The organism is Phaeocystidibacter luteus (assembly GCF_008933115.1).
Lineage (GTDB): Bacteria > Bacteroidota > Bacteroidia > Flavobacteriales > Schleiferiaceae > Phaeocystidibacter > Phaeocystidibacter luteus.
In genome coordinates, this window is sequence record NZ_WBVO01000002.1 from 72,981 (window position 1) to 88,644 (window position 15,664).

Genomic DNA, 15,664 nt, shown 5'->3' on the forward strand with positions numbered 1-15,664 from the left:
GATAAATTTTTATCCGTTAGTAAACGTTTACCGTCCGGTTAGCCGATTTGTGAATCGTAACTTAATGATGGGGAAGCGGGAGCTGCCCCCGGGGGCCTGACGCCCACCCCCATTAAAGCCCCCCCTCCTTCAACACCGCCTCCTTCAACACCGCCTCCCAATTTCTCGTAAATCTTTCATTCCTTTCTTTTACTCCTCATCCTTGCTCCTCTCACTTTCTAACACTCTCATAATCCATCATTCGCGAATCCCCCGTACCTTTGAAGTATGAGTAAAAAGAAAAAGAATAGACGAGCAAGGGGCTCGTCTGGTCGGGCGGCCGGCCTTGGCGATATCCGCCAGAAAACATTGACCCTCTTCGAGAGAAATGCCAATCAAAGCTTCAACTACAAGCAAATCGCCTCACGCCTCGGACTAGTTCCTTCACAAGTGCGCGAGAATCTCGAGGCTCTTCTAAAGGAGATGGCCAATCGCGGTGATCTCATCGAAATCGGAAGAGGGAAATACAAACTCAAGTTTCATGCGAACCACGTTGAGGGTGTTGTAGATATGACCTCCTCGGGTAACGCTTACATAGTAAATGATAAAACCGAAGAGGATGTCTTGGTAAAAGCCGGCAACCTCAATCATGCATTGCACGGAGACACCGTTCGTGTATTGCTCTACGCCCGCACTAGAAATAAACGCCTCGAAGGTGAGGTAACGGAAGTTCTAGAACGGAAACGGACCGAGTTCGTAGGTACAGTTGAGATGAGTAAGGCGTACGCTTTTGTTGTTCCCGACAGTATCAAAATGCAGGTAGACCTCTACATTCCAAAGGAGAAGTTGAACGGCGCAAAGCACGGTCAGAAGGTAATAGCGAAATTGAGCGACTGGCCAGAGCGCGCAAGTTCTCCGTTTGGCGAAATCACTAAGATTCTAGGTGAGCCCGGTGACCACAACGTGGAGATTCACGCCATCCTAGCAGAATACGGATTGCCATACGAGTTCCCGCCTGAAGTGGAGGCTGAAGCCGAGCGCATCCCCATGGAGATTCCGGAGTCGGAAATTGCGAAGCGACGTGACATGCGTAAGGTGACGACCTTTACCATCGATCCGGTTGATGCAAAAGATTTTGATGATGCCCTTTCACTCGAGAAACTAGAGAACGGCCGATGGTCTGTGGGTATTCACATCGCCGATGTGAGCCATTTTGTGAAGCCGGGGTCTGCGCTTGATGAAGAAGCAATTGAACGAGCAACTAGTGTTTACCTGGTAGACCGTGTCGTGCCAATGCTTCCAGAAAAGCTGTCCAACGGCGTTTGTTCCCTTCGTCCAAATGAAGACAAACTCACCTTTAGTGCCGTTTTTGAAATGGATGAGCACGGAAAGGTGTACAAAAAGTGGTTCGGAAGAACAACCATTCACTCCGATCATCGATTTGCCTATGAAGATGCACAAGCCATTATAGAAGGTGGTGACGGTCCCCTTAAGGATGAGATTCTCCTTCTTGATTCCATTGCAAAACAGCTGCGAAGAGATCGCATGAAGGCCGGTGCAATTAGCTTCGATAAGAGAGAGGTTAAATTTCATCTCGACGAACAGAGTAGTCCAACTGGCGTCTACTTTAAAGAGTCGAAGGATGCCAATAAGCTCATTGAAGAGTTCATGCTTCTCGCCAATCGCGAGGTGGCGACCTTTGTTGGTAAGGGCAAAGATGGTGGCGACAGTGGGCGCACCATGGTGTATCGTGTGCACGACGATCCGGATCCAACAAAACTTCTCGAATTATCCAACTTCGTGAAGCAGTTTGGTTATAGCATTAGTACACGCGGACGTAAAGCGATATCAAACTCGCTAAATAAGATGCTTTCTGAAGTGAAGGGCTCTGGCGAGGCAAATATGATTGAAACGCTTACCGTTCGTTCTATGGCCAAGGCGATTTATACCACACAAAATGTTGGTCACTACGGACTTGCCTTCGATTTCTACACACACTTTACTTCCCCCATCAGAAGATATCCCGATGTAATTGTCCATAGAATTCTTCAGGATTATCTGGATAAAAAGAGTTCCGCAAATGCGGATGCAATCGAGGAGCTTTGTGAGCATTCGACCGAACGCGAGAAGATGGCAGCCTCTGCCGAACGCGAGTCTATAAAGTACATGCAAGCTAAGTACCTCGAGAAGTTTGTAGGTGAGGAGTTTGCTGGTGTGATTACCGGTGTTACCGATTGGGGTGTGTTCGTAGAGTTGAATGAAAACTACTGCGAAGGCATGATTCGAATTCGTGATTTTAGGGATGACTACTATATCTACGACGAAAAAAATCACCAAATTATAGGTGAATCTTCGGGAAGAATATACCAACTTGGTGACCCAATGAGAATCCGCGTTAAGCACGTAGATCTTGAGAAGAAGCAAATAGATTTCACCCCACTTCGCTCAGGAAGTAGCGAAGCCTAACCATCCGCATGGTAGAAGTAATAATTGCAGCGGCAATTCTGGGAGTTACCCTCTCTTTCATGGTAGGACCTGTCTTTCTCCTACTCTTGGAAATAGCCATGAATAAAGGAGCGAAGCGTGCCTTGGCATTTGATGCTGGAGTAATCTTCGCCGATGTTCTGTTTATCATCGCTATTCTTTACAGCAGCTCCTTCTTGAAGAATATCACCAACATGGCTTGGGTTTACGGTATTGGAGGCGTGGTGATTATTGCGTACGGATTCTACAATGTTCGTGTAGCCAAAAAGAAGAAACACCACCTTGAGGAAGAAGACGAACTTCCCGAAGGCAAGACGATGAGCTTGGGGCTCTACGCGGTGAAGGGTTTCTTTATGAACTTTCTGAACGTAGGTGTTCTAGCCTACTGGCTCGCTACAGTTGTGGTGATGCGCGCCTCGGTAGATAATGACGAGCGATTGATGAAGATTTACTTTATCGTGACTGTAGCTACCTACGCACTCGTGGATGTGGCAAAGATTTTCTCAGCTCGTAAGCTTCAACAACGCCTAACAGATGCTGTTCTCATTAAAATCGAACGCATAGTAGGCTTTATTTTAATTGCCTTTGGGGCTTTAATGATTACCCGAGGCATTCTTCAACACCTCGGGTATTCACTAGAAGAGTTTTTGGGAATCGCTTAGTCGTTCACCGATTCGCCGCGTTGTTCTTCGTCAGACTCGTTCGATTCACTCTCTGGAGTCCACATTTCATTTTCAATATTGATATCGGCCACCCTGCGCGTAGGATTGATCGCAATTGCCTTAATATCATTGATGTTGAAGTTTACCTGCAAGTCATACGTAGGATGCGTCCACGGCCATGCCTGCTCAGGTAGGTACTTGTCGTCATCTTTGTGATTCTGCATCATAACCAATGGAATGGTGTAGAATACCACATTTCCGTCGTTGAAGAGAATCGCAACATCAACCGGCATTGGCATTTCTCCAATTCGTTCAAGCTGAATGTGGGTAGAACCTTGCCCCATAGCCTCCACCTTGGCAATACCATAGTCGATTGACTTTGTTTGGTCAACCCAGTAGTACAAATACCAATCTAGCACCATTCCACTTTCGCGTTCCATCACACGAATGAAGTCTTCCGGTTTCGGATGCTTAAACTTCCAAGTGTCGAAGTAAGTCATCATTCCTCTCCAGAAGGCGTCTTCGCCTACAACTGGACGAAGTTGGTTGAGGAAGATCGAGCCTAGGTAGTACGAAGAAATGCTATAGGCAAAGTTGTGGTTGAAATGATCCGCAGGTGTGCTCATTGGCTCACGGCGGTCAGATGCTTGGTAGCGTGCATAGACGTTGTAAGTACCCGCATGTGGGTCGTCCTCCCTGTCGAGCAATGACTTCATGCACTCATCTTCTGCGAATGTCGTAAAGCCTTCGTCCATCCAAGGATAACGCTGCTCATCTGTTCCAAGCATTCCGTAGTACCAGTTGTGTGTTGCTTCGTGAACGAAGAGCCCTAGGAATCCTTCAAACTCATCTCCACCACCTACAACAAAAGTGCACATGGGGTACTCCATGCCACCGTCGCCCGCCTGGATAACCGAGAACTGTGGATATTGATATTCTCCAAAGTGCTCCTTCATAAACGCGAAGTATTTAGGCGCCATCTCTTGGAGTTTTTTCCAGTTCTCCACATTCGCCGTTTCTTCCTTGTAAAAGAAGTGGATAGGCATACCAGAGTTGGATTGCACTACCTCATGCACAAAGTCCGGGTCTGCAGCCCAGGCAAAGTCATGAACGTTTTCAGCCGCAAACTTGTAGGTGATTTTGTTGGTGCGTTTTTCGGGAACATCGGCGTAACCGTGACCAACATCATTGGGGTTAGTAAGCACGCCAGTTCCGCCAACCACGTAGCTTTTGTCGATGGTTATATTCACCACAAAGTTTCCGAACTCTCCGTAGAATTCTCTTCCTACATATGGGTCTGGGTGCCATCCGTTTTCGTCATACATAGCCATTTTAGGATACCATTGACTCATGCTATATGCCACGTCTTCTCCATTATCTCTACCAGATCGACGAATTTGTACTGGAACCTGACTGTTGAATTTCATGCGAAATACAGAAGCATCACCAGGAGCAATGGGACGAGCCAATTTCACCTTCATAATCGTTTGGGTGACGCTGAATTCAACCGCCATGCCGTCCTGTTCAAGCAAGTACACTTCGTGGTAGCCCACTTCGTTTCCATTGAGCTTAGAAATACGGTCTTTAACACGTCCATCCGGATCTGAAATGTTGCGCGAGCGAACATCCATCATACTCTCTGGCTGGAAAGCGTTGAAGTACAAATGGTAAAACGCTTCAGTAAGCGTATCTGGACTGTTGTTTGTGAATGTGAGCCACTGCTCTCCGGCAAAGGTGTGGTCTTCAACATTCATGTCAATATCCATGCGATACTCCACATGGTTTTGCCAGTAATTAGCTTGGGCAAAAGCTCCAAGACTAAGACTGATTGCAGCTAGAATTGCTGAGAATCTATTCATTGATGTGAAATTATAGTTCGTTGAAAGAGAAAGTCTTGTCAAGTCGCACACCCTTCTCAGTGTGCTTAACCGTGCAACACTCATTAATCGAGTCGTGTTCCAAGAAGAGAACGAACTCCTCGTCTGCAGCTAAGTTCAAAAACTTTGCCTTTTCGTCTAAAGTGAGTAGCGGACGAGTATCGTAGCCCATCACATACGGCAGTGGTATGTGTCCGACGGATGGAAGAAGGTCTGCCATGAAAACGATCTTCTTCCCTTTGTATTGAATGATTGGAATCATTTGGGCATCGGTATGTCCGTTCACCACAAATACATCAAACCCAAGCGGTGTGGCTGAAGTGAAATCGTTTCCTACATCGATAAAATTGAGCTGACCAGATTCCTGAAGCGGAAGGATGTTCTCTGACAGGAAAGATGCCTTTTCGCGGGCATTCGGTTCGGTTGCCCATTTCCAATGTTTGTCGTTCGACCAAAACTTTGCATTTGGAAATGCAGGGATGAAACCGGTTCGGTCCTTATTCCATTCTATTGAGCCTCCCACATGGTCGAAGTGAAGGTGGGTGAGAAACACGTCAGTAATATCGTTTCTGTGAAACCCAAGTTTGGCAAGGTTGCCATCCAGGCTATCGTCACCGTGTAAGTAGTAAAATGAAAAGAACTTATCGTCTTGCTTGTTTCCAATTCCCGTGTCAATCAGGATGAGTCGATCCCCATCTTCGATGAGCATGCTTCGCATAGCCCAATTACACATGTTGTTAGAGTCGGCCGGATTTGTTCTTTGCCAGAGCGACTTAGGAACTACGCCAAACATGGCGCCGCCGTCAAGCTTAAAGTAACCCGTGTTAAGCGGATAGATTTTCATCAAAATTGCGTTTGGAGCGAAGATAATCAATAAGATGTAGGGGAATTACTCACAATTTGTTGGTAATCTTTCACGTACCTTTGTCGAACCACCACGATCTAGCTTTTCTCTCATACAGACCCGACACTGATGGCTGAATTAAAGGCAGTTGTTGTAGACGATCACGAGGTAATGCTTCTAGGCCTCATTCAATTCTTAAAGGAAGCAGGATTTGACGAGGTGATAACCACGGCAGAGCCAAAAGAAGCGTTTCAGTTGGTTCGCACCCATCAACCCGATTTGTGTTTGATAGATGTTGAGATGCCCGAAAAAGACGGTTTTCAGGTGGTAGAGGCAATCAAACAAACCAAAACTCCAACTAAGATTATCATCTACAGTATGCACAATGCGCCCGAAGTGGTAAGCCGCATGCTCCATATTGGTGTAGATGGATTCATCGCCAAATCTTCTGGTTTTGAAGAGGTAATGAAAGGAATCCGAAAGGTGATGATAGGCGGCGAGTATGTTGATGTAGCCACAAAAGAAAGGTTGAAAGAAGTGAACGAACTCAAGTCTGGTGTCCACTTGCTAACCGATCGTGAATTCAATATTCTAAAGAGACTCGTTGCCGGAAATAGTTATTCTGAAGTAGCCGACGAGTTCGGAATCGGACAAAAGACCGTGGGCACCTACCGCTCGAGAATCATGAACAAGCTCGGGGTTTCTTCTAAAAGAGAGCTCATCGACTTCGCTCGCACTATGGGGCTGCTTTAGGCCTTGTGCGGGAAAACTGACTCGTTCAGAATCGATTAAAGAACTTTATTGCTAGCAGCACAAGCGACGCGAGATACTTTTGCGCTGAATTTGTGTGTATAATTTATGGCTCAGCCTCCGAACCTCTCAATTATCGGAGGCTTTGCTGTTTTTACGGGCCTGGTAGTCGGTGCTCGACATAGGATATGCAATCTGTGCAATCACACCGTCGTCGTCATTTCTGTTCTCTACCGAAACATGTGCGTCGTACTTCGTCAATAATTTGGTCACAATACCAAGCGCCACGCCCATTCCAACTTCGCCACTAGCACCCTTCTGCTTCTCCGGTATTCCGTCTGTCATGTCGTTGGGTAGACCGATGCCATTATCCAATATTTCTATGACCAAAAAGGCTTTCGTTATGTAGGTTCTCAAAGAAACGGTCTGGCCGTTATGCGAGAATTTGATGGCGTTACCCAGGCAAATACTAACGGCTCGAACAAGCTCATCTGAGTGCTTCACTTTAAGAATGACATTGGAGGACACGTCCAGCTTTATACGCTTTAACAAGGCGTATTCACGAACTTCATTCATCGCGGAATCAATCACGCTTTCTATGTCCATATAAATATGGTCATCATTGTAAAGCGCATTCGAAAGTCGATCAGATAGGCTTTGCTTGAAGTTCAGAATCATGCCTTCCGCGTTTTCGATAAGCTCTCCCTTTTTAGATTCCTCAGCCCTCTTGGCAAAAGAAAGTGTGTTTAAGAGCATCTGCATTCCACCCTTAAAATCGTGGTGAATGAGCTGTATAATGGATTTGAAATGTAAATCTTCTCGGTTGTGTTTGATGGGTTTCCATCCAGAGTTCAAGCTCAAGCGTTGCAATTTTCGACTTTTTGCAAGTCGTTGTTGCTGGCGAACAAGAAGCAGGATGATGATGGAAAGCCCGACGATGATCCCGTAAATGGTAAACGGCGAAAGCAGGGACGACTTTCGGAAGTATTCAATGTACTCCATCGAATTGTTGGATGGCGAGTAGGCTAAAATCACCCGAGAAGGATTTCGTTGAATCAGCTCTAAGCTCGAGAGCTCTTCCCATTCCTTGCGGTTAGAATTCCAAGCAAAGAAGTTGTTGAAGCCCGCAATGTCGATCTTATTGAATTCGGAAATCGCCAGCACAGAATCGGAAGGATTCTCGCCCCCAAGCATTTGAGTGTTTACTCGGAATTTTGAGGGGAACGTGAGTTGTAAAACTCCTAGCGTGGTGGAAATAATCCGCGTGTTAGGGCCGGTCTTTAGGGAAGGCTGAAACAGACCTCCATTCACTTCAACCTTCGAATCCGCAAACACGGGATAGAGGTAGAGTGGCTTTTCTTCTAGAATGGACGATACAGCAAAGGCCGAATCTTGAAGAAAGATGCCTTCGTTTGACAAGGCGAAGAAGCACCCATTTTGAAACCCAACTTCACTGAAGTACTCATTACTCTTGGCATCGTTGTAAACCACTCTTTTCAGTGTGTCATTTTCCAAATAGAACAATCCATCTCCATAACTGGCAATGAGGTAGCCATCGCCCATTTTCGAAACGGATCGGGTTTGAGGAACGGGGTAAGAAAACGTGACGTTGAATTCTGTATCCGTGAAGACCAACGTATCGGGTTTCGATACCCAGTACCCGGTCGGTTCGTTGGATTCTTGAAGCCTCTGAAAACGATAGACAATTCCAGGTGAGTCATTAACAAAGACAGTGTCTATCGCAACAGTACCATTGCTCTTGGCATGAATCCTTAGGATGTCTGCTTTGTCTCTGCCAACAATCATCGTGCTGTCAGATTCAACGATGATATTGGTCGTTCTTGCGTGAATTAGCCTCTTTGGAATCCCCTCCTCAAAGGGAAGCTCAGGAAAGAAGAACTCGAATGTTTCGCGATCGACCTCTGTGCAATTCTCTTGATCGATATAGGCAGAGAAGATGAGATCCATATTGTTGAATCGGAATGTGCTCGAGCCGACGTATCGACTGTAGAACATTCCATTTTGCGAGACTTGTAATCCTGGTCGACCCGCCCAGTTGACAATGTAGAGCTGACCTTCAAGTTCAAGGAGGCCGTCCACAATGGGGTCAACGGTAGGGGGTGTCCAGAGTTCGCTAGCACCGTTCGGCTCCAGTAGACTAAGTCCGCGAGAAGAAGAAATGGCGAAGACCTTGTTACGCAACCTGAGGATTCTTGAAACGTCTAAGAATTTGAATGCGGCGACATCTGACTCTTGAAGGGTGTCGTGAAGAACTTGAATATCGTCGAATGTGCGGAGCGCAATCACATCGTCGAATCTGGAAAGCTGAGCCTCTGGTGAGGCGGTTTCGGTCTGGCAGACGAGGAGCTTGCCTTCTTCAGAGAAATAAAGAAACGAAATTCGGTCATCGTCCAGAATGTAGACGTGCTTACCCACGTGTTCTATCTCAATTTCATCAGTATTGACCTTGAAATCAATTTGATAGTATGTGTCCGTTGAATAATTGTAGACAAAACAATTCTCGGCATTGTCGAGTGGAACGCACAGAAAGAGGTTGGTATCGATTTGATGGATATGAGAGACGGCACCCTGTAGCTCGTTGGTGTCGTTCTGGTAAGTCATGAAGGTTTTTTCGGACTCAAGATCATTCCAAACTTGCCAATGCCTGCCGTGATCGATAATCTTCCACTTGGTGATGATGTCGCCATTTCGATTTCGAAGATCCTTTACGTATCCTCCAACGAAATACCATTTGTTGTGCAGTTTTGTGAGTCCGCGAACGATGATTTGTCCATATCCGCTGTTGATCTCGGTCCAGCGCTGTCCGTCCGTGCTCGTTAGCACCTGGCTAGGCAGAAGCAAGAAGAAGGTATCGTTGTGCTCTTGGATATCTACAATCAGATTTGAGCCGATGTTTTGTCCATCAATCCAATGCCAATTGTACTCGAAGAGCCAATCGGTAGCCTTGTTCTCTTGCGCGGTTAAGCGAGGAGACAGGAATGTGGAAATGCAGATGAGAAGAAGGACGTACAGTTTCATAATCTCTCGGCAAAAGTAGCACAATGCAACCAAGGAGCTGAATGTGGATAGGCATGAAAAAAGTAGAGGCCGTTCCAAGCGGAACGACCTCTACAAACCTAACCTATAAAAACTACCCTCACTTAGATAAGCGATACCAGCGCAGAGAGTCCGCACGGTATTTTCAAACTTTTTTTGAAACATGCATGAATGCTGGGGTGGAGCGCAAAAAAAATCCCGCCAGAGCAGTTGCTCGGACGGGAATTGATATGTGTTGAGACGTGTCTTAGATAAACAAGTGAACGTCTTTACCTTCTTGTTTTTCGATAACCATTTCTTGAAGGCGCTTGCGAAGCTTTTCGCGTTTGCCTCGGCTCAGGAAGCTGATGGAGAAGCGGTGTGTTCTAATTCCAGTTTGCTGTAGAATGTTTAGAACGAGATAGCTTCTCAGGTTTTTCTTTTCGATGGTAAATCGAACGAGGTTACCGCGGTTCACGAGAACTTTTTCGTCGAGCCATCTTCCAAGCGCTAGTCCATTGCTGATTTCCAACACTTCGCCTGATTCGTTAAATCGGAAGATTGGTTTTCCGAAGAGTGTATAAACGAGAGCTACGAGGATGATATTCACGGCGAACAGATATCCCCAGAACAATTCGTTCACCGTACCACTAATTCTAGCTAGGATGAAATCCATGATAGAAATAAGGAGGAGTGCACTGAGCACAATCCAGAAGTGGCGACGAATATTAGTGTTGTTGATCTTCATTGAAGCGCTTTATTTATCGATTTTGGTGTGAATTCTCCTACAAGGTACGGCAAACATGTACATCAAACACGATGCCGACATTGTCATTTTGTTAATAACTAACGTAGAAAGTTGCCGAAAGGTTTGCGTGAGGGAACGTTTTTTTGGCAAGGCTAAAGGCTAAAGGCTAAAGGCTAAAGGCTAAAGGCTAAAGGCTAAAGGCTAAAGGCTAAAGGCTAAAGGCTAAAGGCTGAAGGCTGTTACCTATCTTCGCGATATGGAAATCGACCTCTACTCAGACGAACGGTTTATGCGTGAGGCGCTAAAGGAAGCGGTGAAGGCATTTGACATGGATGAAGTTCCCGTTGGGGCAGTGGTGGTGAGCAACAATAGGATCATTGCAAGGGCTCACAACCTCACGGAAAGGCTTCAGGATGTAACGGCTCATGCCGAAATGCAGGCCATCACAGCGGCGGCTAACCACCTTGGTGCAAAGTACCTTACCGATTGCACGTTGTTCGTTACACTTGAACCATGCTCCATGTGCGCGGGAGCACTTTTTTGGTCGCAGGTTGGAAGAGTCGTCTACGGCGCGAGTGATCCCAAACGTGGATTCCTCCAACAAGGCGGTAAGCTCCACCCAAAAACGGAAATCAAAACCGGTGTAGAGGCAGAGTCGTGCTCAGATTTATTGGTGGAGTTTTTTAGGAGGAAGAGGTGAATACCTTCCTCAAGAAATACCAACGCCCAGCATCTCTGCCGGGCGTTTTTCTTTCCTAAGCGTGGTGGTCGCACTACTGCGGTGGAAATACAGAGTGTACCATTACAGCTGTATCATTTGGCTGTCCGAGACCCACGATTGAGACAGACGCAGAGGACGTCGCCGAAATTACCGTGTTGCTGTTGCTATTATCAAAGTTCACAAACAAACGTTGAAGCCCATTCACAACATCACTGCCAGATTCCTGACTTGATGCAGAGTTTGGCCAAAGTGCATTGTAGATGAACTGTGTTTTGCCTGCTGGAATCGTATACGATTTGGATTCACCCTTGGAGCTTACCACAGTAATTGATCCCTGAAGGACTGGGTAACCACTTGCATTAGGGTTATCCAAAGTCTGGATAGGCTCTTGGGCGCCCGTTTCCATGTTAACAATGTATGTGTTGCCACTAATTGTAGAGGCGAGGATGTACAGTGCTTTTAAAGTTGCCATAGCAAATTGATTTTGAATCTTTTCAGATTAGGTTGTTGGTTGGCATCTCATCGATAAATTTTAAAAGAGATGCATGAGTAGTTTCATAGGTGGGTGGTCACCCCCAAACTGACCGCGACGTAAGTTTTTGGTTTTTAGGTCTCTCGAATGATGGATAGTTCAATTTACCGCCGCTCAACCTCTTCCACAATACGTAGAAACACGTAATTATGTGGGGGAAAACCGCCGCATATTTCACACACGCACCCCTCCTGAACGGAACCCGCGCAATCGTCCTTCTGCAAACTCCCCACACACCAGCTTTTTCATACCTTCGCAGCGCAAAATCACAACTATGTATCGGACGCATAACTGTGGCGAATTACGCGCCGCGAATATTGGTGAAGAAGTTACCTTGGCCGGATGGGCTCAACGCCGCCGCGATCTTGGCGGAATGTCATTTATCGACCTCCGAGATCGCTACGGAATTACCCAACTCGCCTTTAACGACGGTATCGATGCCTCTCTCCTCGAGAAGGCCCGCAAAGTGAACCGCGAGTTCGTGATTCAAGCAAGTGGGAAAGTGGTGGAACGCGAAAGCAAAAACGCCAACAACCCTACCGGTGAAGTAGAAGTTATCGTGACAGAACTCAAGGTTCTAAACGCCGCGAAAACGCCTCCTTTCACTATCGAAAATGAAACCGATGGCGGCGAAGAACTTCGCATGAAGTACCGCTATCTCGATATCCGCCGTAACCCGGTTCGCGATAACCTCATGCTACGCCACCGCGTAAGCATGGAAGTGCGCAAGTATCTTTCCGATGCCGGGTTCATCGATGTGGAAACTCCGTACCTCATCAAATCAACCCCCGAAGGTGCCCGCGATTTTGTTGTGCCTAGCCGTATGAATCCAAACGAATTCTACGCTCTGCCGCAATCGCCACAGACCTTTAAGCAACTTCTCATGGTTGCTGGAATGGATCGCTACTATCAAATCGTTCGTTGCTTCCGCGATGAAGACCTACGTGCCGATCGACAGCCCGAGTTTACGCAGATCGACTGCGAAATGGCTTTCGTAGAGCAGGAGGACATCATCAATATGTTCGAAGGCCTCGTAAAGTATATCCTCAAAGAGGTGCGCGGTGTTGAAATCAACGAAGTTCCGCGCATGAGCTGGCACGAAGCCATGGAGCGCTACGGAAACGATAAGCCAGATATCCGCTTCGGCATGGAACTCCTCAACATGAACGAACTCGTAAAGGATTCAGGATTCAAGGTGTTCGATGATGCCGAATTGGTTGTGGGGATTAAGGTTGATGGCGCTGCCGGTTGGACGCGCAAGCAACTTGACGCTCTCACCAAGTGGGTTCAACGTCCGCAAATTGGAATGGGCGGAGTAATCTGGGCTAAATATGCCGAAGACGGTGCTCGCTCTTCTTCAGTAAATAAGTTCTTCGATGAAGAAGCTCAAGCTAAGTGGGCCGAGGCCTTCGGTGCTGTGCCTGGCGACCTGATGCTAGTTCTTGCTGGCGACGAGACAAAGACCAGAAAGGCGATGAGCGAGCTTCGTCTACACATGGGCGAGCAACTCGGGCTCAGAAATCCAGATGTATACGCTCCACTTTGGGTTACCGATTTCCCACTTCTTGAATGGGATGAGGATACACAGCGCTACCACGCTATGCACCACCCGTTCACTTCTCCGAAGCCAGAGGATATCGACAAGATGGAAACGGCTCCAGGAGAAGTTCGCGCCAACGCCTACGATATGGTGTTGAACGGAAACGAGATTGGTGGTGGATCGATTCGTATCCACGATCGCGACCTCCAAAAGCGCATGTTCACGCTTCTTGGATTTTCTGATGAAGAAGCTCAAGCGCAATTTGGCTTCCTTATGAATGCCTTCGAATACGGTGCTCCTCCTCACGGCGGAATCGCTTTCGGATTCGATAGATTGGTTGCCCTTATTGGTGGAGACGAAACTATCCGTGATTACATCGCGTTCCCAAAAAACAATGCAGGACGCGACGTGATGATTGATGCTCCAGCGACGATTTCGGCTGAACAGCTCGAGGAATTGTATCTTGGTTTGAAACCACTCGACGAATAAATGACCACTCGTCCCGACAACTGGCTGGGAAGGTTTCTGGTCTGGCGGATAAAACACATCCCTCAGCGCCAGTTCATCATCATGCTCAGTATTGTCGTGGGTTTGATCACCGGTTTCGTTGCGGTCATCCTCAAGAACTCAACGCACTTTCTTCAAGAATTGGTGTCAGGCGAGCGCTTGAGAGACTACCATCAAGTCTACTATTTCCTATTCCCAATCATCGGTATTCTTATTACCGTATTGATTAAGCGTGCCTTTTCTGGCCCGGTAGGTGAGGGGATTCCAAGTACGCTTTATGCCATTTCGCGTCGGAATGGAATTCTGAAACCATACCGAATGTACGCCTCCCTGATTACCTCGGCTTTCACCGTTGGTCTGGGTGGTTCAGTCGGTTTGGAGGGCCCCACCGTGAGTACAGGTTCAGCTATCGGCTCCAACCTGGGGCGCTTAATGCACCTCACCTATAAGCAAAGAATTCTGCTGATTTCCTGTGCCACAGCAGGAGCCATCGCATCCATCTTTAATGCGCCCATTGCGGCCATCATTTTTACCATTGAGATCTTCAGTCTTGATCTGACCCTTGCTTCACTTGTGCCGTTGCTCTTAGCATCGGTTTCTGGAGCGGTAACGAGTATTTTCCTTCAGGGTGATAGTAAAATTGAAGTCTTCTCTGCCGACGTTGTCGCCGCTTTCGATGTCGCACATATCCCCGCTTATGTTGGTGTGGCGGTCGTGTGTTCGATGATTTCAATCTACTTCAAGCGCGCCTTTTTCTTGACGGAGAGGATGTTCAACAAGCTGAAGAGTTCTTACCTGAAAGTACTTGTTGGAGGTACGGTCTTAGGATTGCTGATTTTCTTGATTCCACCTCTATATGGTGAAGGTTACGGAACCATTAACCACTTGCTCGAAGGAAATCTGGAGAACGTATTATCGCGAAGCTTCCTCTGGAGCGGAGATGAGAGTTTTCCCGTACTGCTCGGACTTCTGGCCGGGCTGTTTCTATTTAAAGTAATAGCAGCCTCCTTAACTATGAACGCAGGTGGTGTCGGTGGCATTTTCGCACCAACACTCTTTATGGGAGCGGCAGTCGGCTTGTTCTTCGCCAAAGTGGTGAACTACACCGGTCTCGCGAAGCTTCCTGAAAGCAACTTTGTGTTGGTTGCCATGGCTGGCCTAATGGCTGGAGTCCTACACTCACCGCTCACTGCCATCTTTATGATTGCGGAAATCACTGGAGGGTACGACTTATTTCTGCCGTTGATGCTGGTCTCCGCAACCGCATACCTTGTAACTAGGGGTATCGATCCACACAGCATCTATACCGAGCAGCTTGCTCGCCGCGGGGACTTGATTACCCACAATAAGGACCGAACTATTTTGACCTTAATGAAAACGGAACAAGTAATTGAAACCGATTTCATTGAGACAAACCCAGACATGAAACTTCGCGACCTAGTGAAGGTGTTCACCAAATCGCGAAGAAACCTATTCCCAGTCCTCGAAGACGGCGTTTTAGTAGGGGTGATGACGCTTGACGATTTCAAGGCCATGCTCTTCGACAAAACCCTATACGACAAGGTGTTTGTCCGCGACTTAATGACCAATCCCCCGGCCATAGTCGATAAGGAAGAAACCATGGAAGCCGTCATGCACAAGTTCCAGACCACTGGAGCATGGAACTTGCCTGTAGTTCATCAAGGTAAATACCGCGGTTTCATTTCAAAATCGAAACTGTTCTCGGCGTATAGGAGGAAGTTGTTGGAGGTGTCGGATTAATCTCCCGGTGGTCGATTAAGGCTTCCCTTCGGTAAGCAAGTCAGCCTCCGGCTGAAAGGGCTTCGCCAAGGGCGTTCCGCCAAGGTGGCGTTGACCTGGACGGCTAAGCGTTTAGTCGCTGTGAAATGTCCTCTCTATTCAATCTTTCTTGTGAAGTACCCAAGTCTGTTTATGGCCGAAAGTACTATCCTAAACGCGTGTCGCTAATCTTGACTTTAAGCTG

Annotated in this window: 11 protein-coding genes; 6 read left to right on the plus strand and 5 right to left on the minus strand. The window is 47.2% G+C overall.

Annotation, left to right across the window (positions count from 1 at the left end; all coding sequences use genetic code 11):
* Nucleotides 1-267 precede the first annotated feature (267 nt).
* Together rnr and F8C67_RS04120 are read left to right on the plus strand one after the other, a co-directional pair.
* Nucleotides 268-2,445, plus strand: coding sequence for a ribonuclease R (gene rnr, locus F8C67_RS04115; protein ID WP_151666545.1), 2,178 nt, complete (start codon nucleotides 268-270; stop codon nucleotides 2,443-2,445).
* Between the two features lie 8 nt (nucleotides 2,446-2,453).
* Entirely contained in the window at nucleotides 2,454-3,125 is a 672-nt protein-coding gene (locus F8C67_RS04120) for a LysE family translocator (protein ID WP_151666546.1), read from the plus strand.
* Here F8C67_RS04120 and F8C67_RS04125 read toward each other — a convergent pair.
* Together F8C67_RS04125 and F8C67_RS04130 are read right to left on the minus strand one after the other, a co-directional pair.
* Entirely contained in the window at nucleotides 3,122-4,984 is a 1,863-nt protein-coding gene (locus F8C67_RS04125) for a M1 family metallopeptidase (RefSeq protein WP_151666547.1), read from the minus strand. The two genes, F8C67_RS04120 and F8C67_RS04125, sit on opposite strands and share 4 nt — an antisense overlap.
* A gap of 10 nt (nucleotides 4,985-4,994) precedes the next feature.
* Nucleotides 4,995-5,846, minus strand: coding sequence for an MBL fold metallo-hydrolase (locus F8C67_RS04130; protein ID WP_151666548.1), 852 nt, complete (start codon nucleotides 5,844-5,846; stop codon nucleotides 4,995-4,997).
* A 129-nt stretch (nucleotides 5,847-5,975) separates the two neighbouring features.
* Between F8C67_RS04130 and F8C67_RS04135 the strand changes: the two genes are divergently transcribed.
* Nucleotides 5,976-6,599: a response regulator transcription factor gene (locus F8C67_RS04135; RefSeq protein WP_151666549.1), complete on the plus strand. Its 624-nt coding sequence runs from the start codon at nucleotides 5,976-5,978 to the stop codon at nucleotides 6,597-6,599.
* A 126-nt stretch (nucleotides 6,600-6,725) separates the two neighbouring features.
* Here the strand turns inward: F8C67_RS04135 and F8C67_RS04140 are convergent, their stop codons facing one another.
* Both F8C67_RS04140 and F8C67_RS04145 read right to left on the minus strand, forming a co-directional pair.
* Nucleotides 6,726-9,635 (minus strand): sensor histidine kinase, encoded by a 2,910-nt coding sequence (locus F8C67_RS04140; protein ID WP_151666550.1) that lies wholly within the window; start codon nucleotides 9,633-9,635, stop codon nucleotides 6,726-6,728.
* A 265-nt stretch (nucleotides 9,636-9,900) separates the two neighbouring features.
* Nucleotides 9,901-10,380 carry a hypothetical protein gene (locus tag F8C67_RS04145; protein ID WP_151666551.1) on the minus strand — a complete coding sequence of 160 codons (480 nt, stop codon included), beginning with the start codon at nucleotides 10,378-10,380 and terminating at the stop codon, nucleotides 9,901-9,903.
* A gap of 256 nt (nucleotides 10,381-10,636) precedes the next feature.
* On the opposite strand from F8C67_RS04145, the gene F8C67_RS04150 reads away from it, so the two are divergent.
* Nucleotides 10,637-11,080, plus strand: a complete 444-nt coding sequence (locus tag F8C67_RS04150) for a nucleoside deaminase (protein WP_151666552.1) — start codon at nucleotides 10,637-10,639, stop codon at nucleotides 11,078-11,080.
* Between the two features lie 73 nt (nucleotides 11,081-11,153).
* Here the strand turns inward: F8C67_RS04150 and F8C67_RS04155 are convergent, their stop codons facing one another.
* Nucleotides 11,154-11,573 carry a hypothetical protein gene (locus F8C67_RS04155; RefSeq protein ID WP_151666553.1) on the minus strand — a complete coding sequence of 140 codons (420 nt, stop codon included), beginning with the start codon at nucleotides 11,571-11,573 and terminating at the stop codon, nucleotides 11,154-11,156.
* A 334-nt stretch (nucleotides 11,574-11,907) separates the two neighbouring features.
* Here F8C67_RS04155 and aspS point away from each other — a divergent pair, with 334 nt between their 5' ends.
* Together aspS and F8C67_RS04165 are read left to right on the plus strand one after the other, a co-directional pair.
* Entirely contained in the window at nucleotides 11,908-13,662 is a 1,755-nt protein-coding gene (gene aspS, locus F8C67_RS04160; RefSeq protein WP_151666554.1) for an aspartate--tRNA ligase, read from the plus strand.
* On the plus strand, nucleotides 13,663-15,441 hold the full coding sequence (locus F8C67_RS04165) for a chloride channel protein (RefSeq protein WP_151666555.1): 1,779 nt from the start codon (nucleotides 13,663-13,665) through the stop codon (nucleotides 15,439-15,441).
* Nucleotides 15,442-15,664 lie beyond the last annotated feature (223 nt).

Bases quoted from the DNA above. Each gene is read 5' to 3' on its own strand.
- rnr (WP_151666545.1), top strand. From the start codon at position 268: ATGAGTAAAAAGAAAAAGAATAGACGAGCAAGGGGCTCGTCTGGTCGG.
- F8C67_RS04120 (WP_151666546.1), top strand. From the start codon at position 2,454: ATGGTAGAAGTAATAATTGCAGCGGCAATTCTGGGAGTTACCCTCTCT.
- F8C67_RS04125 (WP_151666547.1), bottom strand. From the start codon at position 4,984: ATGAATAGATTCTCAGCAATTCTAGCTGCAATCAGTCTTAGTCTTGGA.
- F8C67_RS04130 (WP_151666548.1), bottom strand. From the start codon at position 5,846: ATGAAAATCTATCCGCTTAACACGGGTTACTTTAAGCTTGACGGCGGC.
- F8C67_RS04135 (WP_151666549.1), top strand. From the start codon at position 5,976: ATGGCTGAATTAAAGGCAGTTGTTGTAGACGATCACGAGGTAATGCTT.
- F8C67_RS04140 (WP_151666550.1), bottom strand. From the start codon at position 9,635: ATGAAACTGTACGTCCTTCTTCTCATCTGCATTTCCACATTCCTGTCT.
- F8C67_RS04145 (WP_151666551.1), bottom strand. From the start codon at position 10,380: ATGAAGATCAACAACACTAATATTCGTCGCCACTTCTGGATTGTGCTC.
- F8C67_RS04150 (WP_151666552.1), top strand. From the start codon at position 10,637: ATGGAAATCGACCTCTACTCAGACGAACGGTTTATGCGTGAGGCGCTA.
- F8C67_RS04155 (WP_151666553.1), bottom strand. From the start codon at position 11,573: ATGGCAACTTTAAAAGCACTGTACATCCTCGCCTCTACAATTAGTGGC.
- aspS (WP_151666554.1), top strand. From the start codon at position 11,908: ATGTATCGGACGCATAACTGTGGCGAATTACGCGCCGCGAATATTGGT.
- F8C67_RS04165 (WP_151666555.1), top strand. From the start codon at position 13,663: ATGACCACTCGTCCCGACAACTGGCTGGGAAGGTTTCTGGTCTGGCGG.